Genomic DNA, 16,110 nt, shown 5'->3' on the forward strand with positions numbered 1-16,110 from the left:
CTTCTCGATCACGCCTGGTCGGCGTCTCCCGTCTCCTCGATCTCGAACGGGAGCCGGGCCAGGCACAGCTCGTAGGCGCGCTGCAGGCCCTCGGCGTCGGCGGCGCCGGTGTAGACGACCGCGAGGGCGAAACTGTAGCTGTCCTGCTCGCCCATCTCCGATAGGCGGGTGCCGGGCTCGACCAGGATCTCCGCCGACGTTCCCGGAATATCGCGCTCCATGCGCGCGACGTCCTCCTCGCCGGGGGCCATGCGCACCACCCCGTCGCCGAAGCGGCGCAGGAACCACTTGGCCGCCACCGCGTAGTCGCCGCCGCCCTGCTCCAGTTCGGGTTCGCGGCCCAGCGCGAGGTCGACGCGGTAGGTGTGGTTGGGCCGGCCGTCGACGAAGGACATCAGGCGGGCGTGGGACTGGGAGTGGCGGGGGTTGACCTCCAGCAGCCGCACCTCGTCGGTGTCGGGGTCCCAGAAGAACTCGATGTTGAACGTGGTGTTGTCCAGCCCCAGCCGGGTGACCACGCGGCAGGCGACGTCGCGGACGCGGTTGAGCACGTGCCCGGGGAGCTCGGACGGGTACTGGTAGCGCAGGAAGCTGGGGGAACCGGGGTAGTCGAGGGAGTCGACGACACCGTAGGCGTGGGGGCGGCCCTGGTACACGTAGCCTTCGACCGTCAGCTGCAGCCCGGTGACCTCCTCCTCGGCGAGGCAGGCGGTGCCGCCGGCCTCCGCCACCGCCTCGGGCAGCTCGACCTGCTCCAGCACCCACTCGAAGGGGGCGCCGAGCTTGCCCGCTCCCTCGCCGATCCGGGCGAGGGCGTCGCGGAAGGCGTCGTCGTCCTCGACCCGGAAGGCCAGCTCCGAGGAGAAGCCCTTCACCGGCTTCAGCCACATCGGGTAGCTCATGTGGTCCGGCGGACGCTCGGCGTCGAAGGGGATCGCGGCGAACCCGGGCAGCTCCTCGATGACCTCGGCCTGCTCCAGGCGGCTCCAGTACTTGTGCTCGCACTTGACCACCGCCTCCAGCGGCGGCGCGGGCAGCCCCCGCTCGGCGCACAGGATCGGCACCAGGGTGCTGACCGGGAAGTCCCAGTAGCCCATGATCGCGTCCACCGGGCCGTCGAACGCATCGAGCACGGCGCGGGCCTCGTCGAGCAGGGCCTCCATGTCGTCGCGCTTGCGCACCCGCTCCATGGAGAGGAGCTGGAGGAAGCGGGCACCGGGGATCTCCTTGAGGGATTCGCGGTTGTGCTCGTCCATACCGAGCACGAAAACGTTCTGGCTCATCTCGCACCCCTTTCGGTCCCTCCGTGGTGGCAGCGCCTACCCGCCCGGGGCACGGATGCGACGTGGCCGCCGCGTGATCCACGCCTCGCCGCGGGGCGGTCCCCGCCGGCGCGCGGTACGCCCCCGCCTAAGCTGGGCCCATGGCGCACCGACACCCCAGCAAGCTCAACGCCGAGCACGTGGTCCACCCCGGGGCACGGCGCCTGCTCAAGGCCGAACTGGCCAACTGCGCCGACTGCCGCGCCCACGGCGACGCCGATGCGCTGGCCGACCCCGGGATCCTGGAGTCGCTGCTGCACGGCTTCGTGCTCAAGCGGGCCGAGCAGTGGCGCAACCGCCACTCGCGCTACCCGGTCAACCTCTACGACCTGGCCCCGCCCGACGAGCTGCGCTTCCTGCACATCCCCACCCGCGAGGTGGTGCGGCTGTGCGTGGTCGAGGGGCGCGCGGGCGACCGCGTGGACACCGCCGGCGCGCTGGTCGAGACGGGCAACCTCACCGACGAGGACCGGTCGCGGGTGCTCGGCGACATCGTCGACGGGATCCTGGAGGACGAGGGCTGAGCCCGTGGCCGATACCGGCCCCGATCCGCCCCGCCACGGCTCCGGTGCAGGTCGGCACCGATTGCGGTTGCATCACGATCGGCGGCCTTCGTGCTCCCGCTCGGCGACGGTTCGCCCCCGCCGCGACCGGCTGCCCTGCTCCGCAGCGTGGTGTCGCCGAACCCGCCGGGACGCCAGCGGAGGGGAGCGCACGCGTTCGGCCCCGCCCTGGCGGACGGGACCAGGGGCGCGGCATCGTATGCTGCCCTAGCGGACGCCGAGGCCTCGAACGCCCTGAAGCCGGTTTCGGCGCGTCCCGGAGGCGGTCGCTGCACGCCCGGTTCGGGCAGGCTCCTGCGAATCCATGGAACCTCGGCGGCCGCGTGCGCATCAGACATGTGCGCTTCAGCAACGGAAACATCATCGAGACATCCCGGCGGCGCCGGTGAGCGCGCGCCGCCCAGGGCATTCCGGGGAGGAAACAGCATGAGTTACGGTCCGTCAGGGGGCCAGCCGCCTTACGGCGGAGGAAGCGGAGGTTACGGTCCCCCGCCCCCGCCGCCCCCCGGCCCGCCCGGTGGCGGCGCCTACGGCGCTCCTCCGCCTCCCCCGCCCGGAGCCCCCGGCGGCGGCGGAATGGAGCCTCCGGCCAACAAGGGCAGCGCCATCGGCGCGACCATCGCCAACGGCATCGGCATGTGCCTCACCTGCGGCGGAACCACGATCGGCCTGGTGCTGGGGATCATCGGCATCGTCATGGCCGAGAGCAACCCCAAGGCGGCGCGGACGTGCACGCTGATCTCATGGATCTTCTTCGGGGTGGTCCTCGTCCTCGGGATCATCTGGTGGATCGTCTACGGAATCGCGCTCTTCTCGGCCTCGTCGACGGGCTACTCGACCTATTAGCGCCGCGGGGCCCCGGCCGGCGGACGCGCCGGCCGCTCCGTGCGGCCTCCTCCGCGGGCCCGTCCCTGCGCCCCGGTCCGGCATCGCGCCCGGGCCGGGGCGTTCGCGTGTGCGCGGGCGTGCGCCCGCGCACACGCCGGGCCGCCGGCGCGCCGTCGGCTACCCCTCCAGCGCCGTCTCCACGATGGCGTGCAGCTGCTCGACGATGTCGGCGCGGTCGCGCTCGAAGTCCGGCGTGCTCAGCACCTCGGGGTCGGGCGAACCGACCTCCAGCACCGGCGTGAGGACGTGTCCGGCGGGGATGTCGCGTCCCGTGGCGTCGCGCAGCAGCGTGTTGCGGTAGGCGACCTCGTTGGACACGTAGTCGCCGCCGGCGCCCGCGAGTACGCGCGCGCCGGGCGTGGGCCCGCCCGCCCGCACTGCGGGCTCGCCCGCGCCCGGCACGGCCTCGGTCACCTCGGTGTTGTCGTGGACCGGAAAGCGCCCCTCGGCGTTGGCCAGGACGGCGCGGCGCGGCAGCGTGGAGACCGTCCACTCCGGCAGGGGCCCGGTCGACCCGGGCGCGGGCGGCACCGGCCCCGGCGCGCTCACCCGCTCGTTGTCGGGCGCGGCGCCGCGCATCCCCGCGTTGTAGACCTGCAGGTCGAAGCGGCCCGCCCGGCCCTGGCTCGCCGTGATCACCGCGTCGGCGGCCACCGCGCCCGGCCCGGGGGAGTAGTGCGGCCCCAGCGCCCGCTCGACCATGCCCGCCCCCAGGTCCCGCCAGCGGGTGGGGAAGATCGCGGTGCGCACGGCGGCCCGGCGGCCGCGCGCCTCCAGCACCGACCCGTGCAGGCTCAGCGCCGCGGCGCCCGAGGGGTTGGACCGGCGCACGTCCTCGTCGAGGCCGAAGGGGTCGAATCCGGTGACGATGACGCGCAGCAGCTTGTCGTCGGGCGGGAACACCAGGTCGTCGTGGCCGCGCGAGGCCAGCTCCAGCCGGTCGGCGAGCGCGGCGCGCTGCTCGGCCTCCAACGGGAAGGCGGGACTCCACTCGCGCAGCCGGGCGGTGAGCGTCAGCCGCGCCCAGTACAGGAAGCGGTCGTCGGCGACGCGGTCGCTCTGGCGCACCGCCTCGGTCCACAGCCTGCGCCCGTGCGAGGCGACGACGCCCTCGGCCTCCGGGAGGTCCCGGGCCCCGGCGAGGTCGGCCGCGAACAGCGGGGCCGCGGCCGCGAACCCGGAGCGGCGCAGTATCGCCTGCGGTGCGGCGAAGGAGGTACGGGACTCCTCGGCGGTCATGGCGGTGGCCCTCATGTGCATTGCGGCGTGCTGTCCCCGGCTCCGCGGGGAAACGCCGCGCCTCCTTCCAGGTATAGCGCGGTCGCCGGTCTCGTGCCGAAGCGGTCGCCGGCGGCCCCGCCGCGGCGTTCGGCGCGCAGGACCCGCCGGGTCCGCGGCCGGGCGCGGGGTCCGGCGCACAGCCTCCCACAGGCGGCGGACGATCGGGCGCACGGCCCGCGGCCCCCGCAGGCCCCGCCCGTGCGGGCGCGCGGTCGGCGCCGGCCCGGTTAGGGGCGGGCGGCGCAGGGAAAAAGTCGGATGCCCGCAACCGCCTCTCAACGGAGAGAGAAGGACATGGCAGCCCTTCCTGCGACCGACCACCTGCGCGAGCGCGCCCGAGCGGCCCTGGCCCGCTGCGGGGTCGAGCACCTCGACGAGTCCGCCGGCGGCGGCCACGACGCGCGCACCCCCATCACCGGCGGCACGCTGTTCCAGCTCGCCCCCTCCAGCGCGGCCGACGTCGACAGCGCCGTCTCCACCGCCCGGTCGGCCTTCAGCGACGTCTGGCGCGACACCCCCGCCCCCGAACGCGGCCGCCTCGTGCGGCGGCTGGGCGAGCTGCTGCGCGAGCACAAGAGCGACCTCGCCGACCTCGTCTCAATCGAGGCGGGCAAGATCGGCTCCGAGGCCGCCGGCGAGGTCCAGGAGATGATCGACATCTGCGACTTCGCCGTGGGCCTGTCGCGCCAGCTCTACGGCCGCACCATGGCCTCCGAGCGGCCCGGCCACCGCCTGATGGAGACCTGGCACCCGCTGGGCGTCGTCGGCGTGGTCACCGCCTTCAACTTCCCCGTCGCGGTGTGGTCGTGGAACACCGCCGTCGCCCTGGTGTGCGGCGACACCGTCGTGTGGAAGCCCTCCGAGCTGGCACCGCTCACGGCGCTGGCCTGCCACGGGCTGCTGATGCGCGCCGCCGCCGACGTCGGCGCACCGCAGGAGGTGCACCGCGTCGTGCTCGGCGGCCGCGAGGCCGGCGAGCGGCTGGTCGACGACGAGCGCGTGGCGCTGCTGAGCGCGACCGGCTCGGTGCGCATGGGCCGCGAGGTGGGCCCGCGCGTGGCCGCCCGGCTGGGGCGGTGCCTGCTGGAGCTGGGCGGCAACAACGCCGCGATCGTCGCGCCCTCGGCCGACATGGACCTGGCCCTGCAGGGCGTCGCCTTCGGCGCCGCGGGGACCGCCGGGCAGCGCTGCACCACCCAGCGGCGCCTCATCGTGCACGAGGACGTCGCCGACGAGTTCACCGAACGCGTGGTCGAGGCCTACGGCAAGCTGGGCGAGCGCATCGGCGACCCCTTCGCCGAGGAGACCCTGGTCGGCCCGCTGATCGGCGAGAAGGCGCACCGCTCGATGGACGAGGCGCTGCGGACGGCCGCCGACAGCGGCGGGCGGCTGCTCACCGGGGGCACCCGCCGCCTGGCCTCCGAGGCGCCCGACGCCTACTACGTCGACCCGGCGGTGGTGCGCATGCCGCGCCAGGAGGACGTCGTGCGCCGGGAGACCTTCGCCCCGATCCTCTACGTGCTCACCTACCGCACCTTCGAGGAGGCGCTGGAGCTGCACAACGGCGTACCGCAGGGCCTGTCGGGCTCGGTGTTCACGCGCGACCAGCGCGAGGCCGAGCGGTTCCTGTCATCGGCCGGATGCGACTGCGGGATCGCCAACGTCAACATCGGCACCTCCGGCGCCGAGATCGGCGGCGCGTTCGGCGGCGAGAAGGCCACCGGCGGCGGCCGCGAGTCCGGCTCCGACTCCTGGCGCGCCTACATGCGCCGCGCCACCAACACCGTCAACTACTCCGCGGAGCTGCCGCTGGCCCAGGGCGTGAGCTTCCTGTGACAGCGGCCTGAGCCGGAGGGGGCGGCCGGCGCGGCAGGAGGTCCGGGTGCCGCGCCGACCGGGTCCGGCGTCCGAACGCGCCGCCTGCGGCGGTGGGCGGCCTTCACCGCCGCAGGCCGGCGCATCGCCCGCGCCCCGAAGGCGCGACGCCGGGCCGACTACCCAGAGAGGGGCGCAGCCAACACCTCGGATGCAAAGCCGTCGCAGGTCGTCCCGCATCCGAGACGTGGGCGGGCGCCGCTCACCGCTCGGGCGCCGGATGTGCGGCCAGGCGCTCGTGCACGGTTGCGGCGGCGCGCACCAGCGCCCGGCACCGCGCGAACTCCACCGGTGTGAACGGGACCTCGCGCCGCAGCACCAGCACGCCGCCCTCGGGATCGGGCAGGGTCATCTCCGTGCGCCGCAGTTCCTCGGCCGCCAGCCCGGGCGGGGGAGTGCCGAGCCGCGCGACGTCGCGCGCACCCGACACCGAGGCGAGCACCTCGGCCAGGCTCCTCCGCCCGGCGACCAGGCCCGCCAGCAGGGACAGGGCGCGGGCCGCGGTGTCGGCCGGATCGTGGGCGCCGGCCGGCTCGACGACCGGGCGGCGCCCGCCCGCGCGCGCGGCGGCCCCGCGCAGCGCCTCGGCGCCGACCCCGGGCGGCGCTGCCACGTAGAGCTCGTCGACGGCCTCGTCTGCGGCCTCCTCGGCGGCGGGGTGGACCCGGAGGAGCCGGATGTCCACGCCCTGCCGCGCCATCTGCGCGGTCAGCGCCGCCGGCCCGCCGGGGACGTCGCCGACGGCCACCCGCACCCGCCACAACCGCTCCCGGTCCGTCCCCGCCGCCTGCGGTACCCCCGCGCCTCCGGGTACCGCCGCGGTCCCGCGCGCCGCCGGCCGGCCGCCGGAGGCGCGAGTTCCGGCGCGGTGCCTGCACCAGCGGTGCAGCGTCGAGACCGCCAGCAGGGCGGCCCCGGCCGCCGCCAGCATCCGGCCCCCGTGGTCGCTGTGGCCCAGGGACAGCACCAGCAGGTGTGCGGCGCCCGCCGCCAGCAGCAGCCCGCCCATGTCCACCAGCTCCTGGCCGAGAAAACCCCGCGGCGCCGGCTCGCGGCGCGCACTCCGCCGGCCGCCTCGTGCGTTCGCGTCGGTTCGCAAGTCGTCACCCATGGCCCCGACGATGCCCGCCGCGCGTTTCGCGGGATCGACCGGCCGTGACGGGGCGGTAACGGCCGGGCGTGACGTCGGTCACCGATCGTGACCGGCGGGGGTCCGCTTGCGGCCGCGCCTGCGGCGGACACGCCAATTCGGGGGCTGGTGCGGGATCGTGGGCGGATTCGGGCAGTGTGGAAGTGTGAAATCCGCAGGAGTCGACCCGGAACAGGGCACGGACGAGCGCCTGCCGGCGCTGGGGCCCATCGCGCGCAGGCCGGTGGACCTGCTGGTCGCCGCCGCCGGCATGCTGGCCATCGCCGCCGTGCTGGTCGTCGTCCGCCTCGTCACCGACGGCCAGGAGGCGGCCTACCCGGCCGAGCTGCGCACGCTGCTGCCGCCCTCGGTGCTCGCCCTGGCCGCCGGCGTCGCCAACCTGACGGTCATCGTGCTCGTCGCCGTCACCGCCGTGGAGCGGCTGCTGCGCACCGAGTTCCGCCAGATCGTGCGCGCGCTGGCGGCGGCCGGCTTCTGCTACGGGCTCGTCGGAGCCGCCAACGCGACCGTGCACGCCCTCACCCCCGCGCCGGGGCTGCCGGAGGTCCTCCAGGCGCCGGAGGCCCAGAGCCTGTTCACCTCCCCGCTGCACGCCTACATCGCCGCCGCCGTCGCCTACGTGTGCGCGCTACCGCTGGCCCATCTGCCGCGCGTTCGGGCCGCGATGTGGGGCGGCATCGCCCTGACCTCGGTCTCGGTGCTGCTGGCGGGGGTGACCACGACACTGTCGCTGCTGCTGACCCTGCTGGCCGGATGGACCTGCGCGTCGGTGGCGGCCTATGCCGTGGGCCTGTCGCGGCCGGTCCCGGCCACCGGCCGGCTGGTGCGCGAGCTGCGCCGGTTCGGCTGGGAGCCGCTGGGGCTGACCCCGCTGGGCAGCGACGCCGAGGGGAACCAGCGCTACGCCGTCGACACCGTCGACCGGCGCCTGGACGTGGTGCTGTTCCGGGCCGAGGACACCCACGGGCTGTGGAAGCGGCTGCTGGGCGCGGTGATGCTGCGCGGCCCGGCGGCGCCCTCGGTGCTGCTGGGCGTCCAGCGCAGGGTGGAGCACGCCGCGCTGATGGACTTCGCCGCCCGCGCCGCCGGGGCCGCCGGCCCGCAGGTGCTGGGCGTGGGCGAACTGGGACTGGGCACCGTGGCGCTGGTGACCGAGCACGTGCCGCTGCGCACCCTCGACCAGATCGGCACCGACGAGCTCACCGACGAGGCGCTCGACGAGGTCTACTCCGAGCTCCTCCTGCTGCACCGCAACCGCATCACCCACGGCAACCTGAACGGCTCCACAGTGGGGCGGCGGCTCAACGGGCGGGTCGTGTTCACCGGCCTGGCCAACGGCACGGTCGCCGGCTCGCCGATCAAGGCGTCCCTGGACGTTGCGGCGCTGATGACCCTGCTGGCGCTGCGCGTGGGCGAGCGGCGCGCGGTCGACTCGGCCGTGCGCGTCCTCGGTCGCGACACCGCGGCCGCCGCCCTGCCGTTCGTGCAGACCGCCGGGATGCCGTTCGCGCTGCGCGGCCGGCTGCGCGCCCACCGCGGGACCCTGGGCGCCATCCGGGCCCAGATCACCGGCGCGGTGCCCGAGGCGCAGGCGCGCCCGGCACGCCTGGAGCGGATGCGCCCGCGCACCGTGGTCAGCGTGGTGGTCGCCACCGCGGTGGGGCTCGTCCTCGCCTACCAGCTCGCCGGCGTCGACTTCGGCACCATCGCCGCCGCGGACCTCGGCTGGGCGGCCGCCGCGTTCGCCGCCTCGACGCTGTGCATGGTGGCCGCGGCCATGGCGCTGATGGGCTTCGTGCCGATCCGGCTGAACCTGTGGACGACGGTGCTGGTGCAGTTCGCCGGCTCGTTCGTCCGCATCGCCGCGCCCGCGGGGCTGGGGTCGCTGGCGATCAACACGCGCTACGTCTCCCGGATGGGCGCCTCGGCGGGGCTGGCGATCTCGGCCGTGGGGCTCTCCCAGGCCGTGGGGCTGATCCTGCACGTGCCCCTACTGCTGGTGGCCGCCTACCTGACCGGTACCTCCTACCTCGCCGACTTCTCGCCGTCGGTGACGCTCATCGCGGTCACCGCCGGCCTGGCCCTGGCAGTGGCGCTGGTCCTGCTGGTGCCGGGTTTGCGCCGCGCGGTCCTGGAGCGCGCCCGCCCCTACTTCCAGGACACGCTGCCGCAGCTGCTGGACCTGATGCAGCACCCGCGCCGGCTGGTGATGGGCGTGGGCGGCACACTGCTGCTGACCGCGGGTTTCGTGATGTGCCTGGGCTTCTCGGTGGCCGCCTTCGGCGGCAGCGCCGGCGTCGCCGCGCTGGTCGTGGTGTTCCTCGCCGGAAACGCCATCGGCTCGGCCGCGCCCACCCCCGGCGGGCTCGGTGCCGTCGAGGCCGCGCTGCTGGGCGGGCTGACGACGGTCGCGGGGGTGCCGGCCGCGGTCGGGCTGCCCGCGGTGCTGCTGTACCGGCTGCTGACCTTCTGGCTCCCGGTGCTGCCGGGATGGGGCGCCTTCCATCTGCTGCAGCGCTGGAAGGCGATCTAAAGGCGCCGAGGCGCATCCGGACGTGCGTATCGCGCTTCGGTGCCGCCGCGCGGCCCGGGACGGTGGAATCATGGGTCGGCGACGCAGCCCCGCAGCGGGGGCGGACGGTCCTCGCCGCCGCACCGGTGCGCCCGGACCGCACACGCCTTCGCAGAGCCGGCGCGCGGCGGCGCTGCGGGGCACCCGGGCGCAGGGCCCGCGGGAGCGAGCGCGACGAGGCGGAGGAGCCCGAGGATGGCCAGGAACAAGCTCGCGGAGGAGGCGTGGGAGGAGCTCGCCCGCGCCCAGATCGCGCTGATGCGCAGGTTTCAGGACGACTTCCGCGGGACCGGCATCACCATGCGCGAGTACGACGTGCTCTTCACCCTCTCCCGCTGCCCCGAGGGCTCGCGCATGCGCGACCTCAGCGAGCACGTGCTGCTGACCCAGCCCAGTATCAGCCGCCTGGTCGAGCGCATGGCCGAGGACGGCCTGGTCACCCGCGGCTGCGACCCCGCGGACCGGCGCGGAACCGTGGTCGGGCTCACCGAGCGCGGCCGGGCGGTGCTCAACCGGACCGGCCGCCGCCACGCGGCGGCGATCGAGCAGTACGTGGGCGGTGCGCTGAGCAGCGAGGAGCTGCGCACGCTGCGCGACATCGCCGGAAAGCTGCGCCGCGCGCAGGCGCCGGAGTAGGCCGGGGCCGCGACGGGGGATTGGTTGTGTCCAATTCGATTGTGCTAAATTGACCGCCGTCAAGGAGGGAGAGCCCGAACCATGGCAGACACGCCCGAGCCGCTCGCGCTGGAACACCAGCTGTGCTTCGCGGTCTACGCCGCCTCGCGCGCGATGACCGGCCTCTACCGCGAGCTGCTCGACGGGCTCGACCTCACCTACCCCCAGTACCTGGCCATGCTGGTGCTGTGGGAGCGCGGCGACCTCACCGTCAAGGAACTGGGCACCCGGCTGCGGCTGGACTCGGGCACCCTCTCGCCCCTGCTGCGCCGGCTGGAGGCGGGCGGCCTGGTCCGGCGCAGCCGCCAAGGCGGCGATGAGCGCGTCGTGCACATCACTCTCACCGGCAAGGGCATGCGCCTGCGCGAGCAGGCCGCCGGCATCCCCGCTCAGGTTCTGGACGCCACCGGCGTCTCCGCGGCCCAGGCCGCGGAGCTGCGCCGCACCCTGGAGCGGATCACCGACTCCGCCACCGCCGCCGCCGACGACCTCCGCAGCCGGCAGTGAGCCGGCGACGGCGCACGGCGGGGAAAGCGGCCGCGGCCACCCCAGCCGCGGGCGAAACGCCATCCGAAAGGAAGACAGCGCGATGAAGGTCATGTACACCGCCGAGGCTCACATCGAGGGCGAGGGCCGCAAGGGTCGCGGCCGCACGACCGACGACCGCCTGGACGTCGAGCTCTCGGTCCCCTCGGGCCTGGGCGGCGACGACGGGCCCGGCACCAACCCCGAGCAGCTGTTCGCCGTGGGCTACGCCGCCTGCTTCCACGGCGCCCTCAAGAAGGTCGCCCGCGAGTCCGGCGACTCCGTCGACGGCTCCTCGATCGACTCCACGGTCAGCCTGGGCAGCGCCGACGACGGCCTGACCCTGGCGGTCGAGCTGGAGGTCGCCATCCCCGGCAAGACCCAGGAGGAGGCCCAGAAGCTGGTGGAGGCCGCCCACCAGGTGTGCCCCTACTCCCGCGCCACCCGCGGGAACATCGAGGTGACCCTGACCACCAGGAACGGCTGACACCCCGCCGCAGCGCCGGCCCGCCTCCGCCCGCCTCCGGGCGGGCGCGGGCCGGCGCCCGCGTTAGCCGCCTCCGGCCGCCGGCCTGATCGTCTACCGGGGCGGTGCACCGCTTCGTTACGCTGGCCGCCATGTTGGATCCACTCATCACGCGGGCCGGCCTGCCCGCCGACGCCTCCATGGCCCAGGTGGTCGACGCCGTCCACCGCATCCCCTTCGGGGCCCCGGCCGACCGCAGCGCCCAGGGAACCCTGGACGAGTGGCGGGGCACCAGCACCACCAAGCACGAACTGCTCGCCGCGGCCCTGGAGAAGGGCTGGCCCGAGACCCGGCCGCGGCTGGTGCACCGGGTGCACGTGTGCACCCCCGAGGACGCCCGCGCGCGCCTGGGCGAGGCGGCCGCGGCGGCGGTGCCCGAGTCCGGCGTGCGGGACGTGCACCGCTACCTCGTCGTCGAGCTCGACGGCCGGCGCGTCTCCATCGACGTCACCTACCCCTCGACACCGGGCTGGGACGGCTCCGCGCCGATGCCGGTGGCGGCCGGCGAAGGCCCCGACCACGAGGCCGGCCCCGATGCCGACCGCGAGCTGCGCGTCCTCGAAGCGGCCCACTGCGACCCGCGATCGCGCGAGCACCTCATCACTGCGCTGTCAGCCTCACTGGCCTCCGTCTGAGGTGCGCCGCTGCTGCCAGGCGGCGGGTGGTGTCACTGCGCTGTCGGCCTCGCCGGTCTCCGTCTGAGGTGCGCCGCTGCTGCCAGGCGGCGGGTGGTGTCACTGCTGTCGGCGCCGGCGGCGCCGCCCGAGGTGCGGCCGCGGCCCGCGGAGGCCGCCGCCGTTGTCACCGCGCCGGAGCCTCCGGCCCGGCGCGCCCGTACTCCTCGGCCGCTGCACGTGCCGCGCCCGCCGCCCGAGGCCTCAGCGCGCCGCCGCGGGGGCCGCCGGGCTCTCCTCGGGCACGCGCACGCCCGAGGGGCGCGGTCCCGACCGGCTCAGCGCCATCGCGGTGACGGCGGCGAGCACCACGGCGCCGCCGGCCCACTGGCTCCAGGCCGGCTCCGCGCCCAGCAGCCCGGCGCCCACGGCCGCCGACACCAGCGGGAAGGCCAGCTCGCCCAGCGTGGCGCGGCTGGCCGGTGTCCTGCGCAGTCCCCAGTAGTACAGCGTCAGCGCCAGCAGGCCGGGGATGAGCGCGAGCAGCACCAGCTGCGGCACCTGGGTCCCGCCCACGGCCAGCGAGGCGCCCGACGCGAGGGCGATCGCCAGTGCCACCGGCAGTCCGAACGCGAACCGCAGCGCCGTCACGTGCATGAACGCCAGGCGCGCCCCGGCCAGCCGCCCCAGCACCGTGCCCGCGGCCCACAGCAGCGCCGCCCCCACCGCCAGGGCGGCGCCCTGGGCGTCGCGCACACTCACCGACAGCGGCTCGGGAAAGGCCAGCAGCCACGCGCCGGCCAGCGCCGGCAGTGCGTAGAGCGCGAAGCGCGGTGCCAGCCGCTCGCCCAGCAGCACCACGGCCAGCACGATCGCGAACACCGGCTGCAGCTTCTGCAGGACCTGCGGCGTGATCGGGTCGCCCACGGTGAAGGCCATGGTGAACAGCGTGGTCGCCAGCGCCGACGACCCGCCGCCGACCACGGCGACCGCCGCGATCACAGTGGGACCGGCCTCGGCCAGGGCGCGCAGCGCCGGCACCAGCCACGGCAGCAGCAGCACCACGATGACGGCGTGCTCGTAGAACACGATGGTCGAGGCGGGCAGCACCTGGGCCAGCGGGTCGCGCATCAGCGCCGAGGTCCCCCACAGCCCGGCGGCCAGCGCCACCGCCCACATCCGGTCCGCTCGGCGTGCCTGCACCACGTCGCCGCCCCGATTCCCGCTCGTCGCCGTCACCTGCCTGGTCCGGGCCCACCGTAGCGGCCCCGCCGGAGGCGCACCGGGGCCGCCTCCGCGCCGCCTCCGCCGCGCGATGCGACGGAGCACGCGACACGGCAGAACAGTCCCGCTCCGGCGCTGATTCCCGGGCGCGGAGGCCGATTCGCGTCACAGGGGCGAGAGCGCCCGTCGCGGCCGGTGGCGGAGCCCGCCGGTACCGGCCGCGGAGGCCGCCGCTCCGGCCGTGGAGCGGCGGCCGGGGCGTCCCTCAGGCCGCGGAGTCGAGCAGCAGCAGCCGGTCCAGCATGTCCTGCAGGGTGACCAGGCCGGCGAGGCGGCCCTGCTCCTCCACGAGCGCCAAGTGGGTGCGGCTCTCGCGCATGATGCCCAGCGCGGCGTAGATGGGGGTCTCGCCCTCCATCGTGAGCACCGGCCGCATCAGGTCGGCGGCCGTGGTCTGCGGCGGGCTGGTCAGCGCGTCGCGCACGTGCAGCACCCCCACCGGCTCGGCGCCCTCGCGCACCACCAGCCGCAGGTGGCCGGATTCGCGGGAGACCCGCTGGACCTCCTCCAGCGTCGCCGTGGGCGCCACCGCCGCCAGCTCCTCGCTGGGTGTGGTGATCTCGCGCAGCGGGCGCGAGTTCACCTCCAGCGCGGTGGCCAACTGGTCGCGCCGCTCCTCGTCCAGCGCACCGGTCTTGGCCGAGTGGTCGACCAGCTCGCGCAGGTCGTCGGGTCCGTGCCCGGCGGCGACCTCGTCGACCGCCTGCACGCCCACCCGGTGCAGCGACCAGTTCGCCAGGCCGTTGAGCAGCACCAGCGCCGGGCGGGTCACCCACATGAACGCGCGCATCGGCAGCGCCAGCAGCGTCGCCGAGCGCTCCGGGTGGGAGATGGCCCAGGACTTGGGCGCCATCTCGCCCACCACCAGGTGCACGAACGTCACCGCGACCAGCGCCGCCACGAACGCCACGGCCGTGGCCGCCGCCTCGGGCAGCCAGCCCGTGAACAGCGGGTGCAGCATGTGCTCGACAGCGGGCTTGGTGATGGCGCCCAGGGCCAGGGTGCACAGCGTGATCCCCAGCTGGGAGCCCGCGAGCAGAAGCGAGAGGTCGCGGGAGCTCTTCAGCGCCGCCCGGGCCGAGGCGCTGGTCTCGGCGGCCTCCTCCAGCCGGTAGCGGCGGGCCGCCACCAGCGCGAACTCGATGGCCACGAAGAACGCGCTCAAGGCGATGATGGCGACCGTCGCCGCCATGGCGGCCATCGGACTCATGTCGCTCATGCGCTCACCCCGCTGTCCTGACCGGCGTGCTCGCCGGCCTGTTCCTCACGCAGTTCCAGGCGCACCGTCTCGGGCACGTGCCGGTCGACGGTGCGCACCCCCAGGTCCACGGTGCGCAGCGGCTCCTCCTCGGCGGCGCCGGCGTGGCGGGGGAGCACCACGCTGACGCTGTCGCCCGGGGCGGGGAGCCGCCGGAGCTCGGAGATCACCAGGCCGCCGATGGTCTCGAAGTCCCCCTCGGGAAGGTCGTGGCCGATGAGCCGCTCGACCTCGTCGACGTGCAGCGCGCCGGGGACGAGCCAGCTGCCGTCCTCGCCGACGCGCGCCTCTCCGGCGTCCTCGGGGTCGTGCTCGTCGGCGATCTCGCCCACCAGCTCCTCGGCGATGTCCTCGGTCGTGACGACGCCGGCCAGGCCGCCGTACTCGTCGACCACGCAGGCGAACTCCTCGTCGAAGTCGCGCAGTTGGCGGAGCAGGGACGGCAGCGGCAGCGATCCGGGCACCAGCACCGGGGAGCGCGCCACGTCGGAGACCCGGACGTCGGCCAGCGCGCGGTCGCCCAGCGCGAGCACGTCGCGCAGGCAGATCACGCCCACGATGTCGTCGACGCCGTCGCCCAGGACCGGGAAGCGGGAGTGGCCCGAGGCCATCAGTTCCACGACGCGGCTGACCGGCTCGCCCGCCTCGACCGTGGAGACCTGCGGGCGCGGGATCATGGCGTGCTCGGTGGTGCGGTCGTGGAAGTCCAGCGTGCGGTCCAGCAGCGTGGACAGCTCCGCGGGCAGGTCGCCGCTCTCGCGCGACTCCTCGACGATGTACTCCAGGTCGCGGGGCGTGGCGGCGTGCTGGACGTCCTCGACCGGCTCGATGCGCACCAGGCGCAGCAGCAGGACCGAGGCCTGGTCGAACAGCCGGATGAGCCAGCCGAACACGCGCAGGTAGACGCCCGTGGACAGCGCCAGCCAGCGGGCGACCGGCTCGGGCCGGGCGATCGCCAGGTTCTTGGGGAACAGCTCGCCGAAGACCATCTGCACGACGGTGGAGAACAGCAGCGCGAGGACGGTTCCGACCGCGATACCGGTGCCGAGCGGCACTCCGGCCCAGCCCAGCACCTCGCCGATGCCCTCGCCCACCATCGGCTCGGCGACGTAGCCGACCAGCAGACCGGTGACGGTGATGCCCAATTGGGCGCCCGAGAGCATGAACGAGGTGCGGCCGGTGATGTCCAGCGCGCGCCGGGCGCCGGTGTCGCCCCGGCCGGCGCGGGCCTTCAGGCGGGAGCGGTCCACCGCCATGTAGCCGAACTCCTGGGCGACGAAGAAGCCCGTCGCCGCGGTGATCACCAGGATCACCAGCGCTCCGAGGAGGATGCTGAGGACGACGCTCATTTCGCACGCACCGCCTCGGAGCGACGGACTCCGGTGCGCGCGCTACCTGGTGAAGGAGGCTCGTCGGATTCGGGGGAGCAGCGTCCGGTCAGGGCGCTGCCGGTACTTCGGGACGGGTCCACGTGATCCTCTCTCGACGGGTTTTCAGTGTGGATACGATCGCGGAGCTGGAAAAATTCCCCCGATCCTCCGCTTCGAACCCTGCTCGGGGGGCTTGTTCGCCGGCCG

At 75.0% G+C, this 16,110-nt stretch carries 14 protein-coding genes; 8 read left to right on the plus strand and 6 right to left on the minus strand.

Annotated features, from left to right (window positions below):
- Nucleotides 1–8: 8 nt before the first annotated feature.
- On the minus strand, nt 9–1,283 hold the full coding sequence (locus tag ABD284_RS11785) for an ATP-grasp domain-containing protein (RefSeq protein WP_344142865.1): 1,275 nt from the start codon (nt 1,281–1,283) through the stop codon (nt 9–11).
- A gap of 140 nt (nt 1,284–1,423) precedes the next feature.
- Between ABD284_RS11785 and ABD284_RS11790 the strand changes: the two genes are divergently transcribed.
- Both ABD284_RS11790 and ABD284_RS11795 read left to right on the plus strand, forming a co-directional pair.
- On the plus strand, nt 1,424–1,846 hold the full coding sequence (locus ABD284_RS11790; protein WP_344142867.1) for a hypothetical protein: 423 nt from the start codon (nt 1,424–1,426) through the stop codon (nt 1,844–1,846).
- A gap of 615 nt (nt 1,847–2,461) precedes the next feature.
- Nucleotides 2,462–2,731: a hypothetical protein gene (locus tag ABD284_RS11795; RefSeq protein WP_344142868.1), complete on the plus strand. Its 270-nt coding sequence runs from the start codon at nt 2,462–2,464 to the stop codon at nt 2,729–2,731.
- A 159-nt stretch (nt 2,732–2,890) separates the two neighbouring features.
- On the opposite strand, the gene ABD284_RS11800 is transcribed toward ABD284_RS11795, so the two are convergent.
- Nucleotides 2,891–4,027, minus strand: coding sequence for a pyroglutamyl peptidase (locus ABD284_RS11800; protein WP_344142870.1), 1,137 nt, complete (start codon nt 4,025–4,027; stop codon nt 2,891–2,893).
- 321 nt (nt 4,028–4,348) lie between these two features.
- Here ABD284_RS11800 and amaB point away from each other — a divergent pair, with 321 nt between their 5' ends.
- Nucleotides 4,349–5,890, plus strand: coding sequence for an L-piperidine-6-carboxylate dehydrogenase (gene amaB, locus ABD284_RS11805; RefSeq protein ID WP_344142871.1), 1,542 nt, complete (start codon nt 4,349–4,351; stop codon nt 5,888–5,890).
- A gap of 241 nt (nt 5,891–6,131) precedes the next feature.
- Here the strand turns inward: amaB and ABD284_RS11810 are convergent, their stop codons facing one another.
- Entirely contained in the window at nt 6,132–7,040 is a 909-nt protein-coding gene (locus tag ABD284_RS11810) for a hypothetical protein (RefSeq protein WP_344142873.1), read from the minus strand.
- Nucleotides 7,041–7,224: 184 nt separating this feature from the next.
- Here ABD284_RS11810 and ABD284_RS11815 point away from each other — a divergent pair, with 184 nt between their 5' ends.
- From ABD284_RS11815 to ABD284_RS11835, 5 genes are all read left to right on the plus strand, one after another.
- Nucleotides 7,225–9,612 carry a lysylphosphatidylglycerol synthase transmembrane domain-containing protein gene (locus ABD284_RS11815; protein WP_344142874.1) on the plus strand — a complete coding sequence of 796 codons (2,388 nt, stop codon included), beginning with the start codon at nt 7,225–7,227 and terminating at the stop codon, nt 9,610–9,612.
- Between the two features lie 234 nt (nt 9,613–9,846).
- The gene (locus tag ABD284_RS11820; protein ID WP_344142876.1) at nt 9,847–10,287 is read left to right on the plus strand and encodes a MarR family winged helix-turn-helix transcriptional regulator; all 441 of its coding nucleotides are present in this window, start codon (nt 9,847–9,849) and stop codon (nt 10,285–10,287) included.
- 81 nt (nt 10,288–10,368) lie between these two features.
- Nucleotides 10,369–10,833, plus strand: coding sequence for a MarR family winged helix-turn-helix transcriptional regulator (locus ABD284_RS11825; protein WP_344142877.1), 465 nt, complete (start codon nt 10,369–10,371; stop codon nt 10,831–10,833).
- Between the two features lie 82 nt (nt 10,834–10,915).
- Complete coding sequence (locus ABD284_RS11830; protein WP_344142879.1) at nt 10,916–11,338, plus strand: organic hydroperoxide resistance protein; 423 nt, start codon at nt 10,916–10,918, stop codon at nt 11,336–11,338.
- A gap of 131 nt (nt 11,339–11,469) precedes the next feature.
- Entirely contained in the window at nt 11,470–12,012 is a 543-nt protein-coding gene (locus ABD284_RS11835) for a hypothetical protein (RefSeq protein ID WP_344142880.1), read from the plus strand.
- Nucleotides 12,013–12,255: 243 nt separating this feature from the next.
- Here the strand turns inward: ABD284_RS11835 and ABD284_RS11840 are convergent, their stop codons facing one another.
- The 3 genes from ABD284_RS11840 to ABD284_RS11850 form a co-directional block, all read right to left on the minus strand.
- Nucleotides 12,256–13,197: a DMT family transporter gene (locus tag ABD284_RS11840; protein ID WP_344142881.1), complete on the minus strand. Its 942-nt coding sequence runs from the start codon at nt 13,195–13,197 to the stop codon at nt 12,256–12,258.
- Between the two features lie 283 nt (nt 13,198–13,480).
- Nucleotides 13,481–14,494, minus strand: a complete 1,014-nt coding sequence (locus tag ABD284_RS11845) for a hemolysin family protein (RefSeq protein ID WP_344142882.1) — start codon at nt 14,492–14,494, stop codon at nt 13,481–13,483.
- Entirely contained in the window at nt 14,491–15,882 is a 1,392-nt protein-coding gene (locus ABD284_RS11850) for a hemolysin family protein (RefSeq protein ID WP_344142883.1), read from the minus strand. Before ABD284_RS11850 ends, ABD284_RS11845 begins: the two co-directional genes overlap by 4 nt.
- Between the last annotated feature and the right edge of the window lie 228 nt (nt 15,883–16,110).

It is taken from the genome of Streptomonospora arabica (genome assembly GCF_039531585.1).
In the GTDB taxonomy this organism is placed as follows: domain Bacteria; phylum Actinomycetota; class Actinomycetes; order Streptosporangiales; family Streptosporangiaceae; genus Streptomonospora; species Streptomonospora halophila.